The organism is Microbacterium murale, assembly GCF_030815955.1.
In the GTDB taxonomy this organism is placed as follows: domain Bacteria; phylum Actinomycetota; class Actinomycetes; order Actinomycetales; family Microbacteriaceae; genus Microbacterium; species Microbacterium murale_A.
Map to the genome: position 1 here is coordinate 1,462,377 of NZ_JAUSXK010000001.1, position 20,885 is coordinate 1,483,261.

A 20,885-nucleotide genomic window follows, 5' to 3' on the forward strand; every position below is an offset into this window, starting at 1 on the left:
GCTGATCAGCTGTCACGAGAGGTCACGTGTGCGTCGCTGGCCCTCTGCGGCCGCCAGACCGTGACGAGCGAGCCGAAGGAGCGATTCCAACTGCACCGCTTGGACGTCGCTCATCTCCGATGTGAGGCGGTCTTCGATCGCTTGGACATCCACGCGCACCGCACGCATCCGTTCGCGTCCGTCTCGAGTGATGAAGAGAAGGATCTGACGCGCATGCTCGGGATCCGCCTCCCGTCGCACCAACCCCTCCTCGATCAGGGGAGCGAGCGTCTGCGCCATCGACTGCGCACGCACGAGCGACCTGCGGGCGAGTTCGGACGAGGTGATTCCAGGGAGCCGATCAAGGACTGAGAGCGCCGTGTACTGAGCTGCTGACATTCCGTGCGATCTGACGGTGGCCATGAACGGCCGGCGCAGCCCCGACTCGAGCTGCTTGATCACGTAGATCAGGTTCAGATTCTCACTCACTCCCCCATCCTCCCTCACGAGACCCCGTCGTCAGGAGGGGATGAGCGGCGCCGTGGCGACGGAACGCGCCTTGTCCATCGCCTCGTCGAGTTCATCATCGGGGTCGGACCCGACGATGATGCCTCCGCCGACATGGAGCCTGAGTCGGCTGTTCGAGCCATGAAGCGTCCGGATGACGACCGAGAACTCTGCGCGAGATCGATCGAACCAGCCCAGCGACCCCGAATACAGCCCGCGCCGTGCCCATTCCACGTCTCGGATCAGCTCCATGGTTCGGCGTTTCGGCGCCCCTGTCATCGATCCGGCCGGGAAGACCGCTCGCAAGCAGTCGATGGGACCGTGCTCCGGTCTGAGCTTCGCGCTGATCGCAGAGACGAGCTGGTGGACTCCGCGATACGTCTCCACTTCCATCAGCTGGGTGACGGCGACTGAGCCGCGCACAGCGACTGTTCCCAGGTCGTTGCGGATGAGATCGGTGATCATCAGATTCTCGCGACGGAACTTATCCTCGGTGGCAAGTCGCCACCGAGCGATCGCGTCGCCCTGCGCGTTCGCCGATCGAGGAAGGGTGCCTTTGATCGGACGGACCTCCGCGTCGCCTGATCGCGTCACAGACAGCATGCGCTCGGGCGACGCCGACAGCACGACCTCGGCGCCGTGCCGCAGATATGCTGAGTAAGGAGCAGGACTCCGCGCCCGCAGCTCCAGATAGTGGTCGAGCGGATCGCCGTCGAGTTCGAACTCGAGCGGGAAGGTGAGGACCGCTTCATATGTGTCCCCCCGCCGGAGTGCGTCATCGATGCGCTGATACGCGGCAGCGTATTGCTCGCGCGGGAGCGTCGATCGCGGCATAATCCTCGCGGGTGCGGCAGGGCTCTGAAGCGTGCGCGATTCGTCGAGCAGCGTGACGAGTTGCGCCACCTGCGTCTCCAGAGCGGCGAAGCAGGTGATGAGGCGATGCTCGTGATCGAACACCACGGTGCGGTTCGCCCGCATGAAGAACCCGTCCGCTGGCGATCCTGGCTCCGCCGACGGCAGGATCTCCTGGGTGTCGTATCCCGCTATCCCCACCCAGCCGCCGACACCGGGCGGCGCGTCGGCGGCGGGCGGCGACGCCTCAGCGGACAACCGAACGAGGTGGCGCAGGAACTCCGCTCGGGGAATCGCTGTGACGCCGGCGCCGGCATGCTCCGCTCCCCCGACCACCACGCTCTCATCTTCGGGATCGAGGTAGCCGAGCAGCGAGAACCGCCCGCTCCATTCGCGGGAGTCGGCGGAGTCGAGCCAGAAGGCCCTGCTCCGTCCGCGCAGGAGATGCGAGGCCACGATCTCCGGCGCGATCCACTCGGGATATCGCAGGGATACGTGCGGGCCGGCAGCCTGGGCCGCGTCACCCGGCGGCGTCGCCGTCGCTTCATCCTGTTCCGGGGGATCCTCGCGCAGAGCGAAGCCGGCCAGCACGAGGAAGTTCTGCAGCATCCTCGTGCCCTCCTCGGTCAGGATCGATTCGGGGTGGAACTGGAGCCCGTAGTGCGGAAGCACCTTATGCGCCACTGCCATCACGACTCCATCGTCGGTACGCGCCGTGACGTCGAGCGTCGGCGGGACGTCGAGCGCACCGAGCGAGTGGTATCTCACGACGCGGGTGCGCGGCGCCACACCTTCGAACAGCCCCGTGCCCGTGTGTTCGATCTCGTCGAGTTCGCCGTGCGCAGGCGGCAAGCGATCGACGGTGCCCCCATGGACGATGATGATCCCCTGATGTCCGAGGCAGACGCCGAGCGTCGGAAGCGTTCGCGTGGCGAACAGTTCCAGACAGGCGGCGAAGGCGGGCTCCGTGGCGGGATGACCAGGTCCGGGCGAGACGATGATCGCCGCGTACTCCGATTCCGTGCGTGGATCGAAGCGGTCCACGTGCACGACCTCGGGTTCGATATCGACCAGCCGACCGACAGCCTGGACGAGGTTGTAGGTGTACGAATCGTAGTTGTCGATGATCAGGATCCGCGCCGACTGATCCACGCTCCGCCTCATCGCCGTGATCTCATGGTCGTCCGACACCGTTCCCTCTTGCGATTACCTATCGTAATAGGTATTGTCCTTCAACAGAGGCGCAAAGCTGCGCATCGCGGACCCGAAAGGATCAGCACGTGGGAAACATCGCCCCGGCAACGACCAAGGCTGCTGCACGAGAGCTGGTGGATCAGTTCTCTCTGGAAATGACGGGCAAGGATGTTCCGGGCCTTCGCGAAGCCGCACATGCCATCCCTCAGGGAACCAAGATCAACGTCACCTTCCTCGGCAACGAGGACCTCGAGATGCGTGTCGCCGCCGCCAAGGCCGTGAAGGAGCTCGGGTTCATCCCGGTCCCGCACATCTCTGCGCGGCGCCTTCAGAGCCAGGCCCAGCTCGAGGAGTTTCTCGCGCGTCTTCAGGAAGTCGGTGCCACGGAGCATGTCTTCGCGGTGGGCGGCGACCCGGCAGAGCCCGAGGGCCCCTATCCGGACTCGCTCAGCGTCATCCGCTCCGGCATCCTTCAGAACTACGGCGTCAAGGAGGTGTCCATCGCCGGATACCCGGAAGGTCATCCTGACATCCCCACTGATGTGCTCTGGCGTCACCTCGAAGAGAAGTCGGCCGCACTCAAGGAACAGGGCCTGGATGCCGTCATACTCACCCAGTTCGCCTTCGACACGGACCCGGTGATGGAGTGGATAACGGCGGTGCGCGATCGCGGCATCACGAGCCCGATCCGCATCGGCACACCCGGACCCGCCGGAATCAAGCGACTCATCGCGTTCTCGCGCCGCTTCGGAGTCGGCGCCAACGCGATGATCGTCAAGAAGTACGGCTTCTCGCTCACCAACCTGATGGGTACCGCCGGACCCGACAAGTTCGTCTCCGACCTCTCCAGCCTGCTCGCAGCCGCCCCGCGCACCGCGCCCGTGATGCTGCACTTCTACACCTTCGGCGGCCTGCTCGCCGCGGCCGAGTGGACCCATGAGTACATCAAGGCCCAGTCCTGACGGCGAACGGACAACCCGCATGCCGACATCACCTCACGCACCGCACCCTCAGGCCTGCCTGATCGTCCACGGTCCGGACCAGCCCGGCCTCGTGTCGGCGATCACCGCCATGATCACGCGGAACGACGCCAACATCATCACGCTCGACCAGTACTCACAAGACGAGCACGAGAGCACGTTCTTCCAACGGGTCGTCTTCAGCGGGCCCGACCTCGGGGCCGCCCTGCCAGAGATCGAGGCCGACGTCGAGAAGACGCTGACCCCGTTCGGGATGCAGTGGCGACTCACGGATCAGTCGGTGCCGAAGCGGATGGCGATCCTCGTATCCAAGAGCGACCATTGCCTGCTCGAGCTTCTCTGGCGTCATCGTCGGGGCGAGCTTCCGGTGACGATTCCGATGGTGATCTCCAACCACCCCGACGCCGCCGAAGACGTCCGCTCCTTCGGCATCCCGTTCGTCCACATCCCATCGCAGGGGCCGGACAAGTCGGGGGCAGAGCGTCAGATCCTCGATCTCCTCAAAGGCAACGTGGATTTCGTCGTCCTCGCCCGCTACATGCAGATCATCTCCGAGGACTTCCTCGACGAGATCGACGTGCCGGTGATCAACATCCACCATTCCTTCCTGCCTGCCTTCATCGGCGCCGCACCGTACCGCAAGGCGCGCGAACGCGGGGTGAAGCTGATCGGGGCGACTTCCCACTACGTCACGAAGGATCTCGACGAGGGCCCGATCATCGAGCAGGACGTCGCTCGCGTCGACCACCGCATGAATGCTGCCGCACTGCAGGCGCGCGGAGCCTACGTGGAACGCGCAGTGCTCTCGCGTGCCGTGCAGTGGCATGCCGAGGACCGCATCATCCGAGACGGCAACCAGACCATCGTCTTCAACGACCGCCCATAACAACCGGGGCCCGCCAGGGCGCCACGAACGAACAGAGGTTACTCATGGCTGACAACCTTCAGCAGATTCTCGACAAGACCAACCCGGTCGACCTGCTTCGCAATTCCCAGATCGGCTCGTACATCTATCCGGTCGTCCCCGCGGACTTCCAGAACTGGATCAAGGAGCAGAAGGCGTGGCGCGACACCGCCGTACTGTACGACCAGTCGCACCACATGGACAACGTCTTCCTCAAGGGCTCTGACGCCATCAAGCTCATCTCGGACACTGCGATCAATTCCGTCGCGAACTTCGCGGTGAACAAGGCCAAGCAGTACGTTCCCACCACCGCTGCCGGACACGTGATCGGCGACGGCATCCTCTTCCGCGAGGCCGAGGACGAGTACGTGTACGTGGGTCGCGCGCCGGCGTCGAACTGGCTGCTGTACCACGGTGAGACCGGCGGGTACTCGAACCTCGAGATCTCGGCCGACCGCCGTTCGCCCTCGCGCCCCTACGGCCACGCCGTCTCACGCAACTACTACCGCTTCCAGATCCAAGGACCCAACGCATGGGCCGTCATCGAGAAGCTGAACGGCGGACCGCTGGAGAAGCTCGGCTTCTTCAACATGTCGACCATGAAGATCGCCGGCAAGGACGTTCGCACGCTCCGCCACGGCATGGCTGGTGCGCCCGGCCTGGAGATCTGGGGTCCTTACGCTGACCACGACATCATCCGCGACGCCATCGTCGAGGCGGGCGAAGAATTCGGACTCCTGCCGGTCGGCTCTCGGGCCTACCCTTCGAACACGCTGGAGTCCGGCTGGATCCCCTCCCCCCTCCCGGCGATCTACACCGGCGAGGCCGAGCGCGGATACCGCGAGTGGCTCGGCGCTGACAGCTATGAGGCCACCGGCACGTTGGCGGGGTCGTTCGTCTCCGACAACATCGAGGACTACTACCTGACCCCGTGGGAGCTCGGGTACGGCAACTTCATCAAGTTCGATCACGACTTCATCGGACGCTCCGCGCTCGAGAAGATCGACCCGAGCACGCAGCGTCGCAAGGTCACGCTGGCATGGGATGCCGAAGACCTCGGCAAGGTGTGGACGTCACTGCTGAACGTCGACGGGCCCAACTACAAGTTCTTCGACCTTCCACTGGCGAACTACGGTTCCGCCAACTACGACTCGATCGTGGACGCGGACGGCAATAACGTCGGCCTGTCGATGTTCACCGGATACAGCGCCAACGAGCGTCGCGGCCTTTCCCTGGGCCTCGTCGATCACGACGTGCCGGAGGGCACTGAGCTGAAGGTCGTCTGGGGCGAACCGGACGGCGGCACCACGAAGGCCTCCGTCGAACCGCACGAGCAGACCGAAGTCCGTGTCGTCGTGAGCCCCGTGCCATACTCGACCGTGGCACGTCAGACCTACCAGGGTGGCTGGCGCACCAACTACCAGTCGGCCTGACCGATTCGGTGATGCGTGAGGGTGGTGCCGAGGTTGCCTCAGCCCACCCTCACGCGTTCCGGCGAGACATCCCCCGTCGGCCCGATACGACCGAGGGAGATTCATGAGTCTTCGCTACGCACTTCTCGCGATATTGCGCGTCGGCCCGCTGTCAGGGTACGACCTGCAGAAGCAGTTCTCGCAGTCGGTGGGACATGTCTGGCACGCCCCCGATTCGCAGATCTACCCTGAGCTGCGCAAGATGGAGGCCGCTGGTCTCGTGGAGGGCGAGGATCAGCTCCGAGGCGCGCGCGGTACGCGCCGGGTCTACCACGTGACTCCCGAAGGCGACAGGGCATTCATGGAGTGGATGGGCTCCCCGCTGGACTATCAGCGTGTACGGGACCCCGCCCATCTTCGAGCGGCCTACCTCGAATCCGCCTCCCCTGAGTCTGCCCGGGAGTTCTTCCGGAAGCACATCCAGGTATGGGAGGGCGAATTGGCGCAGTTCGAAGGCGAACTCACCCACATTCAGAATGTGAGCAATCCGATGCTCGTCCGACGGCTCGAGAAGATGCCTGACGGCGATCGGGAGGCCACGATCGAATACAAGAGACTCGCGTATCAGGGCCTCGTCGACAGGGCGCAGGTCGAGATCAACTGGGCGCAGCGCGGCTTGGATCTCGTTACTCGGCTCGAGAAGGAGAAGGTGGACGACGATGTCCCTGATTGAGAAGAACGCACCCTTGTTCGTGCAGGAGATCGATCGCGAGCGTGCGGCCAGCGCAGTTCGCGATCTCCTCACGGCGGTCGGCGAGGACACCAACCGCCGTGGTCTGCAACGCACGCCGGAGCGCGTCGCCGATCTGCTCATCAGCATGCTCTCGGGAGTCGGAGTGGATCCGGCATCGGCGCTCGGCGCGCCCGTCCTCCTGGATGACGCCGAGGCGATCGGCGACGTGGTCGGCCTCACAGGAATCAGATTCTCCTCGCTCTGCGAGCATCACCTGCTCCCCTTCGAGGGGACGGTCGACATCTGGTACGCACCCCGTGAGCACCTCGCCGGCCTGAGTCGCCTCGCCTCAGCTGTCGAGGTGGCTGCCCGCCGACCGCAGTTGCAGGAACGACTGGGCAGCGATCTTGCGAACGCCGTCATGGCAGTGCTTCGGCCGCATGGTGTCTGCGTGCGCATCGAGGCGACGCACGGCTGCGTCTCGCACATGGAGCCCCGCGCCTCGGAAGCGCGTGCCGTCACGATCGCGAAAATCGGTGTCGTGCCTGGTCTTATGCTCGAAACCGCAGAGGCGCGCGTCTCGACTGCACCGTAGCCGGTTCAGGAGGTCAGCCGACGAATGAGCTGAGTCCCGTGATCGCTCGCCCGACGATGAGGGTGTTCATCTCTCTCGTGCCTTCGAAGGTGTAGATCGCCTCGGCATCGACGAAGAAGCGCGCGACGTCATACTCGAGCAGGATGCCGTTACCTCCGAGCGTCTCGCGCGCGAGCGCGACGGACTCGCGCAGCCGATCTGCGACGACGATCTTCACGAGGCTCGCCGCGGCATCATCGGCGGGCGCCTCTGCCGTTCGACACGCCAACGACAGTGTCTGTGCGATGTTCGCGACGATGCGAACCAACTTCTCCTGAACCAATTGGAAGCCCGCAATGGGGCGGCCGAACTGCGTCCGCTGCGTGGCGTAGGCAAGGGCAGCGTCGTATGCACCCAGCTGCATCCCCGCCGCACTCCACGCGACGTCTGCACGCAACTCGCGCATCGCGCGGTTCACATCGCGAAAGCTCTCGATCCGCGGCAGCCGCCGTGTCTCGGAAACGGCCACGCCGCGCAACGTGACCTCCGCGTTGTGCACCATCCTCGCGGCCACCTTGTGCTCGATCACGCGGCGTTCGACGCCCTCGGATTCCGTGGGCACCACGAAGGCGAGGATGCGATCGCCGTCCTGCTCGCGCGCGATCACGACGATGTTGTCGGAGATCGTCGCGTTTCCGATCCACCGCTTCGCGCCATCGAGAATCCAGCCGTCCCCTGCCCTTCGGGCGACAGTCTCCATGCCGCCGGCGATGTCCGATCCGTGATCCGGCTCGCTCAGGGCGAAGCATCCTGTGAACGTGAAATCAAGGATCCCTCGATCCCACTCCTCGATCTGCTCCGGGGAGCCGCCGGCGTGGATCAGCGTCCGGAACATGTTCGCCTGTCCGCCATAGAGGATCGAAACGGAGAGGTCGAGACGGCTGAGCTCCAGCGTGACGAAGCCGCGGTACAGCTCCCGAACAGCACCGGTCTCGGTGACGAGAGCGGGATCGTCGAGCAGTCTCAGCTGCGCGAGTCCCGCCCGGAAGTCGCCGAGGTTCGCAGCCTGCTCCCATCGTTCCGCGAGCACGGGACGGATCTCGGCGTCGAGGAAGGCCCGAAGACGCCGGATCTTGTCCACCTCTACGGGGGTCAGTGCGTTCGCGAACCCGAGGAGGTCGCCAGGATACAGATCAGCCGCTTCGCTCATGACGTGACCGTATCCAACTCGAGAAGGCGCACGGCGTTCTCTTTCAGGATCAGTCCTCGCACATCCTCAGGGAGATCGAGCCGTTCGAAGTCCGCCAGCCATCGGTCCGGCGTGATCGCGGGGAAGTCCGATCCGAACAGCACCTTCCGCTTCAAGAACGTCCGCGATGCTCTCACGAGTGCGGGACTGAAGTACTTCGGAGACCACCCCGACAGATCTATCCAGACATTGGACTTGTGGGTTGCGATCGAGATCGCCTCGTCCTGCCACGGAACGCTCGGGTGCGCCATGATGATCTGCAGCTCGGGATGCCGTGCCGCGACATCGTCCAGGAGGATCGGGTTCGACAGGCCGAGCCTCAACCCGAGACCGCCCGGGGAACCGGCGCCGACTCCGGTCTGTCCCGTGTGCACCACGATCGGAAGGCGACGCTCCTCGATCGCGGCGAACAGCGGGATGAACTCCTCGCCCGAGGGGTCGAATCCCTGCACCGTCGGGTGGAACTTGAATCCGCGCACACCGAGATCGTCCGCTTGCCGATGCAGTTCCTCGATGGCCGCCGGCCCCTGGAGCGGGTCGACGGAACCGAACGCGATGAGTGCATCCGGGTTGCGCTGAGCTCCGGCGACGATGTCGTCGATGCTGTTCGGGCGCCGCCCGGAGTTCGTTGTCGCGTCAACCGTGAAGACGACGGCCAGCATCCTGCGCTCGCGATAGTAGGCAGCCGTCTCGTCGACGCTGAGCGCAGGATCTGATGTCCCGAAGTATCGATCCATCCCCTCGCGCTGCTCATCCGTCGCACCGAAATGGCCGTGATCATCGACCTGGATGTGGACGTGGGTATCGATCGCGCGGATGGCGTCAAGGTTCATTCGTGGTTCCCTCTGGTCGGGCTATCGGTCGAGGGCTATCAATGCGCGCATCCGAGCGAGATCGACCTTTCCCGTCGGTGTCCGTTCCATACTGGAGCGGAACAGGATGTGTCGCGGCCGCTTGTACCCGGCGAGGAGCGGATCGATGAAGTCGATCAGCTCATCGGCCGTGACCTCGCTCTCCGCGGTTCGTTCGACGACCGCCGTGACGATCTCACCGAACCGCGCGTCGGGTACTCCGACCACGACGACGTCAGCGACTCCCGGATGCGTCAGCAACGCCTCCTCGACCTCCAACGGGTAGACCTTCTCTCCGCCCGAGTTGATCACCCCGCTGCCCCGACCGAGGAACTCGAAGTAGCCGTCTTCCTGAACACGCACGAGGTCCCCCGGCACCACATGCCGGATGCCATTGATCACGGGGAAAGTGGCCGCCGTCTTGTCCGGGTCGCCGTGGTAGCCGATCGGCAGTGCGCCGCGCTGCGCCAACACGCCCAGCGCACCTGGGCGGTCGTGGACCTCGCGTCGATCGTCGTCGAGCACGGTGGCCGTTGGTTGCAGGCGAGGACGACCCGGCAGATCCTGCAGGCCGGTGGTCGTGGTGACCGCGAATGCGCCGCCCTCGGACGAGGCGAGCAGATCGATCACCGTGAGGGAGGCGACCGCATGCAGACGCGCCTTCACTTCGGGGCTGAATCGCATTCCGGAACTGATCACCGAAGTGACTGTCGGCAGCCCCTGACCCAGCCTCTCGATTGCATCCACGAGAGGCACCGCGACCGCGTCGCCCGCCACGATGATCCGCGTCGCAGAGGCGTCGTTCGCGAAACGCACAGCTGCGTCAGCATCCAGCTTCGGCGATGACGTCACCAGCACGGTCCCCCCGAGCGTGAACGTGTTCATGGATGTCGTCAGCGCGGTCCCGTGCATGAACGGCGCGAGCGGCAGGTTCACCATCAACGGCATGTCCGGTCCGGAGGCGATGCTCGCCGCGTCAGACACCGTCTGGGGCCACGAGAGCCCCGCGAGCGTATACGTCGAGAACATCTGGACCTCGAACATGTCCTGAGCATCCCAGCGAACCGCCTTCGGTCGGCCGGTCGTACCGCCGGTGTAGATCCACAGTTCCGCACCGTCCGGAGCGTGGGCGGGGAGCTGCGCGTCCACGGCGATCGCATCGTCCCAGGTGACCCCTGGAGCGTCTGCGGATGCCCCGTCGTCATCGACCTGCATCAGGGCGATGTCGCCCGTCGACTGTGCGACGGCGTCGGCCACGACGTCGGCGAGGGAGGTCGTGTACACCAGCGCTTTGGCGCCCGAATCATCCAGCAGCGCCGCGACCTCGCTCGGTCGGAATCGGAAGTTGAACGGCACAGGGGTTATCCCGGCCCCGAGGCATGCGTAGAGCGCGATGAGGAACTCCGGACGGTTGTACAACAGGAGCGCGACTCGATCCCCTCTCCCCACCCCGCGGTCCGCCAGTGCGCCGGCGAATGCGCCGGCCTCACGCGTGAATCGCGCGTACGACCATTCCTCATCGGCGGTGCGGATCGCGACATGCTCAGGAATCACCCGGGTGATCGCCTGCCATACATCGGAGTAGTGCGCGCGCACGTCACGCCACCCGCGGCCCGGAGTGCTGTGCAAGATCGGCGAGATCCTCGCGCCATGCGGCGTCGATCTGCTCCGGCGACCATCCGCCGTCCTGGTCCAAGGTCTTGAGCACTGCAGGGTGCGAGTAGAGAGTCAGTCGATCTCCGCCGACCCCGATCGCCTGGCCGGTGACAGCGGCGGATTGATCGGAGGCCAGCCAGACGATGAGCGGAGCCACATCCTCTGCCGATCCCAGTGCGTGATCACGGCGGTATTCGGAAGGGATCACGCCGGTTTCCACGTAGTCCTCGTAGACCTTCGTGTACGCCGGGATCGTGGCGGTCATCGGTGACAGCGCAGTCGGGATGACGGCGTTCACGGTGATCTCCGCCTTGGCGAGTTCCAGCGACCAGGTGCGTGCCATCGCGACGAGGCCGGCCTTGGCTGCCGCGTAGTTCGTCTGTCCGAAACTTCCGAACTGTCCTGCCGGTGAGCCGATGAGCACGATGCGACCGCCCTCCCCCTGCTCTCGCATGCCGATCGCAGCGGCGCGACCACAGGTGAACGATCCGCGCAGGTGCGTCTCTGTGACGAGGTCGAAATCGTCGTCCCCCATCTTCCAGAGCACGCGGTCCCGAAGCACGCCTGCATTGGCGATGAGGATGTCGATCCGGCCGAACTCCTCCTGGGCGGCGGCGACGAGGGCCTCCGCCGTCGCGCTCGGGCCCACCGGCGCGATGACGGAGATCGCGCGGCCGCCGGCCTCGCGGATCGCCGTCACAGTCTGCTCAGCGCTCTCAGCATCGACATCGTTCACGACGACGCATGCCCCGGCTGCGGCGAGCGCGATCGCGTAGGCGCGACCGAGGCTGCGTCCGGCACCGGTGACGATCGCCGACTTGCCATCCAGGCGAATCGCGACGCTCATCGGTAGTACCTCAGAACCAGCTCCGCCACGCACGCAGGCTTCTCACTGCCTTCGACGTCGAACACGACGCGAACGATGATCTGCGATCCGTCGGCGATCGGCTGGACGGCGAGGACCTCGCCGCGAACACGGATGCGCGAACCGACGGGAACAGGCGCGGGGAAGCGAACCTTGTTCATGCCGTAGTTCACCCCCATGCTGAACCCGGTCACCTCGAACACCTCGCGCATCAACGGAACGACAAGGCCGAGCGTGAGCATGCCGTGAGCTATCCGCGTTCCGAAGGGCGTGGCTGCAGCGAAGTCCTCGTCGAGATGAATCGGATTGTCATCGCCGGAGACACGCGCATAAAGGTTGACGTCGTCCTGCGTCACCTCCCGCCACTCGGAGGGGCCGAATGTGTCGCCCTGGATATCGGAGAGTTCTTCGACCGGTGTGAACAGAGTCGTGGCTGGCGTCATCGCGGTGCATCCTTCTCATCCTGCCGACGCGCTGTGCACGTCGAGCATCATCGCTCGTGATATCAGGCTACCTGAAATGATCGGCGATCGCCATATACGTCCGACACCAGGAAGCGGCCTTCGCTCCCGCTGGGAGTGAAGGCCGCTTCTCGGCGTTTCTCGTGGACCCGTATCAGTTCGAGCGATAGTTCTCGCGAGCGAACCTCGAGTACGGGGCGGGTTCGACAGCCGCTCGGATCGACACCTGCCGGTGCCGCTCGACGGCCGGCTTCTCCGAGTTCGGCTCTTCGCCCCACACGACGCTCACTTCAGTGCCGGGTGCTGCAGCGTCCTGGTCAACACTGGCGAGCGACGCGAAGACCTGCTCGTTGGTGATGTACCCGCAGTCATGCGAGATACCCACCGCGCGACCTTCGAGCAGGACACGGTCCATCTGATACTGCCCGTAGCGCGCCTTGGGAAAGTCGATGTACTTCGCGGGCACACCTTCTTCCAGCAGCGAACGCTGCGCCGCCGCGACGTCATCCGGATTCCAGACGAGGGTCACCTTGACCCGTCGGGGCGCGACGGCGATCCGCTCGAGCGCCTCACGACCGATGAAGTCGTGGTCGAACGCCACGCTGCGGCCGTATCCCAGGTCGTACGGAGTCAGGTAGTAGTCCTCGACATCATCCGCGTCGAAGCTTCCCGCCAACGAGCCCAACCGTGCCGCGGGGAGCCAGGCGAGGTAGTCGTCGGCAGCTGGTCCGGTGAAGATCGCCGGTATCGGCGACGGCACCCACGCCGACTCGAGATTGGCCGAGGAGTATGCCTTCGAGCCGACCAGGACGAGCCCGAACTCTTCGCCGGCCGCGATCAGCGCCTCTCGTATCCGCTCTGCATCCGCCCACGGTCCGAACAGTTCGAATCCAGGTTGACCCGCCATACCGTGGCGCAGTGAACTCACGCGAACGCCCGCGATCTCGAACTCAGCCATGCCGAAGAACCTGGTGGCCGGCACGGGCGCCCCGGTGACCTTCTCCATGAGCGCCAGCGCGTGGGGCCCCTGCACCTCGAAGCGGTAGAGCTTCGGATCGCCCTCGCGCACCAAGGAGTTGCCGTCACGCTCGAACGTGACATCGTAATCGCCGGTCTCGCCGTGGAACTGCAGCCAGTCGATCACCATGTGCCACCCGACCAGGTCGTATACGCCCTGGTCGAGGTGGAAGAGGATGGCGTCACCGATCAGGTAGCCCTCGTGATTCACTGCGATGAACTGCTTCGCCGAACCGGCGGGGAACTTTGCGAAGCTGTTCACCGCCACATCCGACAGCAGCCGCTGAGCGTCCGGACCCGAGATGAACAGATCGGTCATGTGATGCGATTGATCCAGGAGGGCAACGGAGTCCCGCCACGCTCGCTGCTCGGATCGCCAGTTCGAGAACTCAGGCGTGACCGGGAACACCGTCGGCCGGCCGGGCGCATTCCGCAGCGCGGGCAGCACTCCGCCCGCCTGTGCGATGACATCTGCAGCTGTCTGTGACATGTGAACTCCCTTGTTATGTCGCCCCGAGTCTACTGAGGTCGTGCTTCTTCTCATCAGCGTTGCGGATAAGATTCACTTATGACTGCGAGAGAGTTGCTTAGCCTTCGGAGTGCACGCTCCGAAGGCTCGACGCACGGCCGATGATGGACCTGAATCTGGTCAAGGTCTTCGTCGCCATCTACGAAGCGCGAAACCTCACGACCGCGGCGCGCAGACTCTTCGTCACCCAACCTGCGGTGAGTCAATCCTTGACCCGGCTGCGCCGTGAACTGGATGACCCCCTGTTTCGCCGCAATGGTCGATCAATGGATGCTACCCCGCTGGCCGACTCGGTCTACCCCGGTTTTCGGCAGGCGATGGCGGGGATCGATCGAACGCTGGATGCCGTGCATCGATTCGATCCGAGCGACTCCACGAGACTCTTCCGCATCGCCCTGTCCGAGCTCGGAGAGATCGGCTGGTTCCCGGCGATCCTCTCCGCCGTGCGCGCAGCAGCGCCGCACATCCGCCTCGCCGTTGTTGCACTCCAGCCGGCGGAACTGCCGTCGTGGCTGGCCCGCGGGGCGGTGGACCTGGCGATCAGTACAGCGTCGATCCCCGGCTTCGAGCGCACACTCCTGAAGTCGCAGTCGTACGGTGTCGCGATGTCACGCAGCAGCACGCTGCCGGACATGCTGAGTGTGCGCGAGTATTCGGATGCAGATCATGTCGTGGTCTCGAGCGACTCGGGGCACGACCAGCTCGAGGCGGCTCAGCGACGCGCCGGCGCGAGCTTCGAGGCATCCGTGATCATCGACCACTGGGCGACACTGCCACCCCTGCTGTCAACGCAGCAGAATCTGATAGCCACGGTGCCGGACAGCATCGCCGACGGCTGGGCGGAGACGTGGCCCATCCGCGTCGGACCTCTTCCGTTCGCGATGCCTCCGGTAGAGGTGCACCTCTACCGTCGTGCGACGACTGTGCACACTGCCGCGCTCGATTGGCTGTCCACGACGGTCACCGACGCAGTGCGCGGTTCCTCCGGCCGCTTCTTCGCGATTCACGGCGACGCGCGCCAGCCGTGACGTCGATGGGCCTGGCATCGACTCCTCAGCGGATGCTGCGCTCCGCCGCCTCCACGACATTGGCGACCAGCATCGCGCGCGTCATGGGCCCGACGCCGCCCGGGTTGGGTGAGATCCAGCCGGCTGCTTCGGCCACGGCTGGATCGATGTCCCCCGCGAGCCGCGCCTTCCCCGATTCCGTCGTTCCCACTCGGGTCACGCCGACGTCGAGGACCGCGGCACCTGGTCTGATCCAGTCCGCCTTCACGAGATGAGGTACCCCGACGGCGGCGACGACTATGTCCGCGCGCCGGACCTCTGCGGCGAGATCCGCCGTGCGGGAGTGCGTCAGTGTGACGGTGGCGTCGGTACCCTTGCGCGTGAGCAGAAGACCGAGAGGGCGACCTACTGTTATTCCTCTTCCGATGACGGTGACATGCGCACCCTGGAGAGGCACGTCATAGCGCGTGAGAAGCTCGACGATTCCTGCGGGCGTGCACGGCAGAGGCGCCTCCACGGCAGTGCGAGGGTCGACTCCCAGAACCAGACGTCCGAGGTTCGTCGGGTGCAGGCCGTCGGCATCCTTCACGGGATCGATCAGTTCGATGATGCGATTCTCGTCGACCCCCTCGGGCAACGGCAGTTGAACGATGAAACCGGTGACCCTTGCGTCGGCGTTCAATTCGCGGACGGCCGCCTCGATCTCCTCCTGCGTCGCGGTTACGGGCAGCTCGATCTGGATCGATGCGACGCCGACCTCCGCGCAGTCACGATGCTTGCCCGTCACATACGAGCGGGAGCCCGCATCATCTCCGACGAGCAGAGTTCCCAGCCCGGGAACGATCCCCTGAGCTGCGAGGCGGCTGACACGTTCGGCCAACTCGTGCTTGATGGCGGCGGCCGTGGCCGCACCGTCCAGTTTCTGCGCAGTCATGAATGTCCCGTCGATCGAGGATGAGTACGGAAGACGCTGTTCCGGCCCGCCCGTGACAGCGGGCCGGAACAGAGTTGATGCCCTGGCCTGCGGATCAGAGCTTGCCGGTGGTGCGCCACCCGCCCTGGTATTCGCTGCGCGCGGTCTCGGCGTAGGGAACGGGGCTGACGACTGCTCGCACCGAGATCTGCTCGTGCGGCTCGACGGTCGTCTTGCCGGAGCCACCGTCCGGTTCGCCCCATACGACGCGCACCTCAGCACCGACCGGGACATCACGATCGACAGTCGCGAGCGAGAGCCCGCGCCGCTCGTTCGCGGTGACACCCGTGAACAACGAGAGCCCCACGTTGTTGCCGTCGGCATCGATGACGGAGTCGTAGTTCGACGAACCGTAGTTGGCGTTGGGCAGGTCGAAGAACTGGTAGCCGGGTCCACTGCGGTCGATCACCGAGGTGAGGATCTTCGCGAGGTCCTCGTCGTTCCAGGCGAGCGTGACCTTCTGTCGCTGCTGCTCGGGCTCGAGCGCTTCCAGCGCTTCGCGTCCGATGAAGTCGTGATCGAACTTGACGAATGATCCGTATCCGAGCTCCCAGGGGTTCAGGTAGTAGTCGTCGATGCTGTCGGAGACGAACGATCCGGCCAGAGCGTTGATGGCCTCGTAGCTGTTGCTCGGCAACCACTCGCGATACGCGCGCTCACCTTCGCTGGAATAGATCGCCGGGAGCGGCGAAGGGATCCAGCCCGACTCGAGGGTGTTCGACGAGTAGGCGCGCGAGCCGCAGGGCTCGATGCCGAACTCGGCTCCGGCCTCGAGGATCGCATCCCGGATCTTGCCGTGGTGCTCGTACGCGCCCCACAGCTCCAGGCCAGGCGCGCCGGCCATGCCGTGGCGCAGCGTGCGCACCTCGACGCCGTCGATCACCATGCTGCCCATGTGGAAGAACTTGACTTTCTCCAGGGTGCCGCCGTTGAGCTTCTCGATGATCGCCCACGCATTGGGTCCCTGGATCTGGAACCGGAAGTATTCCCGCCCGACTGCGGCGCCGTAGGGACGTGACGGGGAGCGGTCGTCGTAACGGAATTCGACGTCGTATCCGCCGGTCTCGGCGTGGAACTGCAGCCAGTTCGCCCCTGGCGCGCGTCCGACGTACACGTAGTCGTTCTCGGCTTCGTGGAAGAGGATGCCGTCGCCGATCACGCCGCCGTTGGACGCCGTCGGAACGAACTGCTTGGCCGTGTTGAGCGGGAAGTTGGCGAAGCTGTTGATGCCCGTGTGACTGAGAAGCTTCAACGCGTCGGGACCGGACAGGAAGAAGTTGACCATGTGGTGGGACTGGTCGTAGAGCACAGCGGTTTCGCGCCAGGCTTTCTGCTCGCGACGCCAGTTGCTGAACTCTGCAGGAACGACGGGGTAGATGTACGTGCCCAGCTGCGAATCACGCAGCATGTCGACGACATTCCCCTTCGAATCGATGAGCTGCTGAAGGTTCGTGGTCATGGGTGTCTCGACTTCCTTGTCTCGTGAGTAGGCGCGAGGTCACGCTAGCGAAGAACTTTACCTATGTCCAGACCCTACGTATATAGTGAAGCGTGACGCAGCCGTCATGAGTCGCCGGTAGAGTCGGCGCCACGCACCAAGACAGAGGAGTCAGTGTGAACGAGAACAGCCTGCTCGTCGTCAGCGCACACGCTGGTGATTTCGTCTGGAGGGCCGGTGGCGCGATCGCCGCTGCCGCCGACCGCGGCGAACGAGTGGTGGTCGCATGCCTGTCGTACGGCGAACGCGGTGAGTCGGCGAGCCAGTGGCTCGATGGCAAGTCACTCGACGAGATCAAGGCGATCCGACGCGAGGAGGCCACTGCGGCGGCAACCGCCCTCGGCGCGGAAGTCGTGTTCTTGGACCTCGGGGACTACCCGCTCCTCGAATCGGACGAGGCCGTGCGCAAGCTCGTCGATGTGTTCCGCGACGTGAAGCCCTCTGTCGTTCTGACTCATCCCCTCTCGGATCCGTACAACGGAGATCATCCCGCTGCCGCCCGCATGGCCCTTCAGGCGCGCATCCTCGCGCAGGCGATCGGGGTGGCGAATTCCGACGGCACTTACCCGACTCGGGACGAGATCATCGGAGCACCCCCCGTCTTCTTCTTCGAGCCGCACCAATCCGAGCAGTCCGATTTCAAGCCGACCCTGCTCCTCGACATCACCAGCGCGTTCGAGAAGAAGCGCGCGGCGATGGAATGTCTTCCTGCGCAGAAGCACATGTGGTCGTACTACACAGACCTTGCAGTGCGCCGCGGCGTGCAGGTCAGGCGCAACGCCGGCCCCAACCTCGGCCTCCCGCACAACACGATGGGCGAAGCGTACGTGCGCTACTACCCCCAGGTGACGGACGTCCTCGCATGAGTCACGTAGTCGTCACCGATATCGAGCGCCTCCCCCTCTCGGTGGTCGACGCTTTCGCCGAATTCGGCTCGGCCACTGTGCACGAGGCGATGGGGCGCATCGGGTATCTCGGTGCGGACATCAGACCGATCCAGCAGGGAGCGAGGGTCGCCGGCTCCGCCATCACGGTGCTGACCGCCCCAGGCGACAATCTGATGGTTCACGCGGCGATCGAGCAGTCCCAGCCCGGCGACATCATCATCGTGGCGACCCTGACAGAGTCGCCCTACGGGCACATCGGCGACCTGATGGCCACGCAGATGCACACCCGCGGCGTGCGGGGCTACGTCACCAACGCCGGCGTGCGCGATGCTCAGGAACTGCGCGAGATGCCCTTCGCGGTGTGGGCCCGATTCGTCAGCGCGGAGGGCACCGTGAAAGACACCGCGGGATCGGTGAACGTGCCGATCGTCATTGGTTCGACCGTGATCCACCCCGGCGACGTCGTCGTCGCGGACGATGACGGAGTGACGATCGTGCCGCGCGCGCACGCGGACGAAGCGCTCGAGCTCTCACGCCGACGTGTGCTCAAGGAAGCGGAGAACCGCGCGAAGTACCAGGCGGGAGCGACATCGATGGATGTCAACGCACTGCGCCCGGTCCTGGACGACCTCGGGGTCTCATTCATCTCCCAGAAGGAGTACGAGGATGAGCGCTGGTGAGGAGTTCGATGCGGGAATCCGATGCATGCTCATGCGCGGGGGAACGTCGAAGGGCGCGTATTTCCTCGCTGATGATCTGCCGGACGATCCCGCATCGCGCGACGAGCTGATCCTCCGCATCATGGGGAGCCCCGACGCGCGTCAGATCGACGGCATCGGGGGTGCCCATCCCCTCACGAGCAAGGTCGCCGTTGTCTCGCCTTCGACGTCCGCTGAGGCCGACGTCGACTATCTGTTCCTTCAGGTGGGAGTCGACGACGCCCGCGTGGCGACGACGCAGACCTGCGGCAATCTCCTGGCAGGTGTCGGACCCTTCGCCGTCGAGCGAGGCCTGGTCGAGGCGCACGAAGGTGAGACACGCGTTCGCATCCGTCTGGTCAACACCGGCGATGACGCACTCGCTTCGTTCACGACCCGCAATGGATCTCCCCTCTACAGCGGCTCCACCGCCATCGACGGCGTCCCTGGTACGGGCGATCCGATCCGGATCGAGATGCTCCCCGGAGCCCGCGCGCTCTTCCCCACCGGCAACATCCTCGACCGGATCGACGGCCACGAGGTCACCCTGATCGACAACGGCATGCCGATCGCGCTGATGCGCGCACAGCCGCTGGGCATCAGCGGACAGGAGAGCCCGCTCGAGCTCGAGTCCGATCCCACCCTCACCGCTGCCGTGGAACGCATCCGCCGCGCCGCAGGCCAGGCGATGGGGCTCGGCGACGTCAGCGATCAGACCGTTCCGAAAGTGATACTCGTCTCAGAGCCGCAGCACGGCGGAGCGATCTCGACGAGAGCGTTCATCCCTGCCAGGGTTCACACCTCTCTCGGGGTACTCATGGCCGCCTCCGTCGCTGCCGCCGTCCAGATCCCCGGCACTGCGGCCGACGCGGTCGCGCAGCTTCCCGGTTCCGCGCAGCTCGGCATCGAGCATCCGAGCGGAATCCTCCCGGCCGAGGTGCGTGTCGGCCGGGACGGCGACGGCACGTGGTGGGCGACGTCGACGACGATCCGCACTGCGCGCAAGCTGTTCGACGGCACCGTCTTTCCTCGCCCTCATTCATCGACCCCCGTGCGCTCTCGCGCAGACAAGGAAGTGCAATGACTCACTCATCATCGTTCGACGTCGCCCATCTCGCCAACGTTGAGCTCCTCACGCCCACGCCCGCGGAAAGCCGGTGGTTCTTCGAAGAACTGTTGGCGATGCGGGTTGTCGCCGAGCACGGCGACTCGGTCTACCTGCGCACGTGGGACGACTACGAGGTGTACACGATCAAGCTCACCGCCTCGGATGCCGCCGGCGTCGGCCGCACGTCCTATCGGGCGTCTTCGCAGGAGGCGCTCGAGCGACGTGTCGCCGCGATCGAGGCGACCGGGCTCGGAAAAGGATGGGTCGATGGCGAGGTCGGCACCGGCCGCACTTTCACGTTCACCGACCCGGATGGCCATGACATGGGCATCTACTACGACACCGAGCGCTACGTCGCCACCGACGACAAGCCTGCGCTCAAGAACCAGGCATCACGATTCCCCGGGCGCGGCGTCAACGCACGCCGCCTCGACCACATCAACTTCCTCGCGAAGGACGTCGAGGCCAACGGGGAGTTCATCGCGACGGCTCTGGCCGGCCGGGAGAGCGAGCGGATCCGCCAGGACGATGGCAAATTCGCGGCGTGGTGGTTCCATTTCGCGCAGAAGTCGTACGACGTGGTCTACTCCGACGACTGGACCAAGCACGGCAACCGACTGCACCACATCGCGTTCGCGCCTGACACCCGTGAAGACATCCTGAAGGCTGCCGACATCTTCCTCGAGAACGGCATCCACATCGAGTCGGGTCCGCACAAGCACGCGATCAACCAGACGTTCTTCCTCTACGTCTGGGAGCCCGGCGGCAACCGGATCGAGTTCGCTCAGGCCGGTGCGAGACTGCTGCTGGATCCGGATCAGCCCGTCGTCGAATGGTCGCAGGAGGAGCGCAAGAAGGGTCAGGCGTGGGGCATGAAGACGATCGAGTCGTTCCACACGCACGGGACGCCGGTCAACTGAGACGCGAAGACACGAGACGTAGGGGGGGTGT

At 65.0% G+C, this 20,885-nt stretch carries 20 protein-coding genes; 10 read left to right on the forward strand and 10 right to left on the reverse strand.

The genetic code is table 11. From position 1 onward, the window contains the following. Positions 1-12: 12 nt before the first annotated feature. Positions 13-468 (reverse strand): MarR family winged helix-turn-helix transcriptional regulator, encoded by a 456-nt coding sequence (locus tag QFZ46_RS07155; RefSeq protein ID WP_307359849.1) that lies wholly within the window; start codon positions 466-468, stop codon positions 13-15. 30 nt (positions 469-498) lie between these two features. Then, the gene (locus QFZ46_RS07160; RefSeq protein ID WP_307359852.1) at positions 499-2,529 is read right to left on the reverse strand and encodes a chorismate-binding protein; all 2,031 of its coding nucleotides are present in this window, start codon (positions 2,527-2,529) and stop codon (positions 499-501) included. A gap of 158 nt (positions 2,530-2,687) precedes the next feature. Between QFZ46_RS07160 and QFZ46_RS07165 the strand changes: the two genes are divergently transcribed. The 5 genes from QFZ46_RS07165 to folE all read left to right on the forward strand — a co-directional run bounded on the left by QFZ46_RS07165 (position 2,688) and on the right by folE (position 7,156). Next, on the forward strand, positions 2,688-3,494 hold the full coding sequence (locus tag QFZ46_RS07165) for a methylenetetrahydrofolate reductase (protein ID WP_373457669.1): 807 nt from the start codon (positions 2,688-2,690) through the stop codon (positions 3,492-3,494). A gap of 19 nt (positions 3,495-3,513) precedes the next feature. After that, positions 3,514-4,398 carry a formyltetrahydrofolate deformylase gene (purU, locus tag QFZ46_RS07170; RefSeq protein WP_307359855.1) on the forward strand — a complete coding sequence of 295 codons (885 nt, stop codon included), beginning with the start codon at positions 3,514-3,516 and terminating at the stop codon, positions 4,396-4,398. 44 nt (positions 4,399-4,442) lie between these two features. Then, the gene (ligM, locus tag QFZ46_RS07175; RefSeq protein WP_307359857.1) at positions 4,443-5,849 is read left to right on the forward strand and encodes a vanillate/3-O-methylgallate O-demethylase; all 1,407 of its coding nucleotides are present in this window, start codon (positions 4,443-4,445) and stop codon (positions 5,847-5,849) included. A gap of 103 nt (positions 5,850-5,952) precedes the next feature. After that, the gene (locus QFZ46_RS07180) at positions 5,953-6,561 is read left to right on the forward strand and encodes a PadR family transcriptional regulator (protein WP_307359859.1); all 609 of its coding nucleotides are present in this window, start codon (positions 5,953-5,955) and stop codon (positions 6,559-6,561) included. After that, positions 6,548-7,156 carry a GTP cyclohydrolase I gene (folE, locus tag QFZ46_RS07185; protein WP_307359861.1) on the forward strand — a complete coding sequence of 203 codons (609 nt, stop codon included), beginning with the start codon at positions 6,548-6,550 and terminating at the stop codon, positions 7,154-7,156. The genes QFZ46_RS07180 and folE overlap by 14 nt, the downstream gene beginning before the upstream one ends. A gap of 13 nt (positions 7,157-7,169) precedes the next feature. Here the strand turns inward: folE and QFZ46_RS07190 are convergent, their stop codons facing one another. The 6 genes from QFZ46_RS07190 to QFZ46_RS07215 form a co-directional block, all read right to left on the reverse strand. After that, positions 7,170-8,345, reverse strand: coding sequence for an acyl-CoA dehydrogenase family protein (locus tag QFZ46_RS07190; protein WP_307359863.1), 1,176 nt, complete (start codon positions 8,343-8,345; stop codon positions 7,170-7,172). Continuing rightward, positions 8,342-9,217 (reverse strand): amidohydrolase family protein, encoded by an 876-nt coding sequence (locus QFZ46_RS07195; RefSeq protein ID WP_307359864.1) that lies wholly within the window; start codon positions 9,215-9,217, stop codon positions 8,342-8,344. The genes QFZ46_RS07190 and QFZ46_RS07195 overlap by 4 nt, the downstream gene beginning before the upstream one ends. A 21-nt stretch (positions 9,218-9,238) precedes the next feature. After that, positions 9,239-10,864 (reverse strand): AMP-binding protein, encoded by a 1,626-nt coding sequence (locus QFZ46_RS07200; protein WP_307359865.1) that lies wholly within the window; start codon positions 10,862-10,864, stop codon positions 9,239-9,241. Beyond that, positions 10,833-11,738: an SDR family NAD(P)-dependent oxidoreductase gene (locus QFZ46_RS07205; protein ID WP_307359867.1), complete on the reverse strand. Its 906-nt coding sequence runs from the start codon at positions 11,736-11,738 to the stop codon at positions 10,833-10,835. Before QFZ46_RS07205 ends, QFZ46_RS07200 begins: the two co-directional genes overlap by 32 nt. Continuing rightward, positions 11,735-12,199, reverse strand: coding sequence for a MaoC family dehydratase (locus QFZ46_RS07210; RefSeq protein WP_307359868.1), 465 nt, complete (start codon positions 12,197-12,199; stop codon positions 11,735-11,737). Before QFZ46_RS07210 ends, QFZ46_RS07205 begins: the two co-directional genes overlap by 4 nt. A 172-nt stretch (positions 12,200-12,371) precedes the next feature. Then, positions 12,372-13,724, reverse strand: coding sequence for an aminomethyl transferase family protein (locus QFZ46_RS07215; protein ID WP_307359869.1), 1,353 nt, complete (start codon positions 13,722-13,724; stop codon positions 12,372-12,374). Positions 13,725-13,864: 140 nt separating this feature from the next. Between QFZ46_RS07215 and QFZ46_RS07220 the strand changes: the two genes are divergently transcribed. Continuing rightward, positions 13,865-14,791, forward strand: coding sequence for a LysR family transcriptional regulator (locus tag QFZ46_RS07220; RefSeq protein ID WP_307359872.1), 927 nt, complete (start codon positions 13,865-13,867; stop codon positions 14,789-14,791). Positions 14,792-14,816: 25 nt separating this feature from the next. On the opposite strand, the gene QFZ46_RS07225 is transcribed toward QFZ46_RS07220, so the two are convergent. Both QFZ46_RS07225 and ligM (QFZ46_RS07230) read right to left on the reverse strand, forming a co-directional pair. After that, on the reverse strand, positions 14,817-15,704 hold the full coding sequence (locus QFZ46_RS07225; protein WP_307359874.1) for a bifunctional methylenetetrahydrofolate dehydrogenase/methenyltetrahydrofolate cyclohydrolase: 888 nt from the start codon (positions 15,702-15,704) through the stop codon (positions 14,817-14,819). Positions 15,705-15,798: 94 nt separating this feature from the next. Continuing rightward, a complete protein-coding gene (gene ligM, locus QFZ46_RS07230) occupies positions 15,799-17,202 on the reverse strand; it encodes a vanillate/3-O-methylgallate O-demethylase (RefSeq protein ID WP_307359876.1) in 1,404 nt (467 codons plus the stop codon). Positions 17,203-17,357: 155 nt separating this feature from the next. Between ligM (QFZ46_RS07230) and QFZ46_RS07235 the strand changes: the two genes are divergently transcribed. Genes QFZ46_RS07235 through QFZ46_RS07250 form a run of 4 tightly spaced genes read left to right on the forward strand, consistent with a single transcriptional unit; the run spans position 17,358 to position 20,854 of the window. Then, complete coding sequence (locus tag QFZ46_RS07235; RefSeq protein ID WP_307359879.1) at positions 17,358-18,107, forward strand: PIG-L deacetylase family protein; 750 nt, start codon at positions 17,358-17,360, stop codon at positions 18,105-18,107. Continuing rightward, entirely contained in the window at positions 18,104-18,808 is a 705-nt protein-coding gene (locus QFZ46_RS07240) for a 4-carboxy-4-hydroxy-2-oxoadipate aldolase/oxaloacetate decarboxylase (protein ID WP_307359880.1), read from the forward strand. The genes QFZ46_RS07235 and QFZ46_RS07240 overlap by 4 nt, the downstream gene beginning before the upstream one ends. After that, positions 18,795-19,910 carry a 4-oxalomesaconate tautomerase gene (locus QFZ46_RS07245; RefSeq protein WP_307359881.1) on the forward strand — a complete coding sequence of 372 codons (1,116 nt, stop codon included), beginning with the start codon at positions 18,795-18,797 and terminating at the stop codon, positions 19,908-19,910. The genes QFZ46_RS07240 and QFZ46_RS07245 overlap by 14 nt, the downstream gene beginning before the upstream one ends. Then, positions 19,907-20,854, forward strand: a complete 948-nt coding sequence (locus QFZ46_RS07250) for a VOC family protein (protein ID WP_307359884.1) — start codon at positions 19,907-19,909, stop codon at positions 20,852-20,854. The genes QFZ46_RS07245 and QFZ46_RS07250 overlap by 4 nt, the downstream gene beginning before the upstream one ends. Positions 20,855-20,885 lie beyond the last annotated feature (31 nt).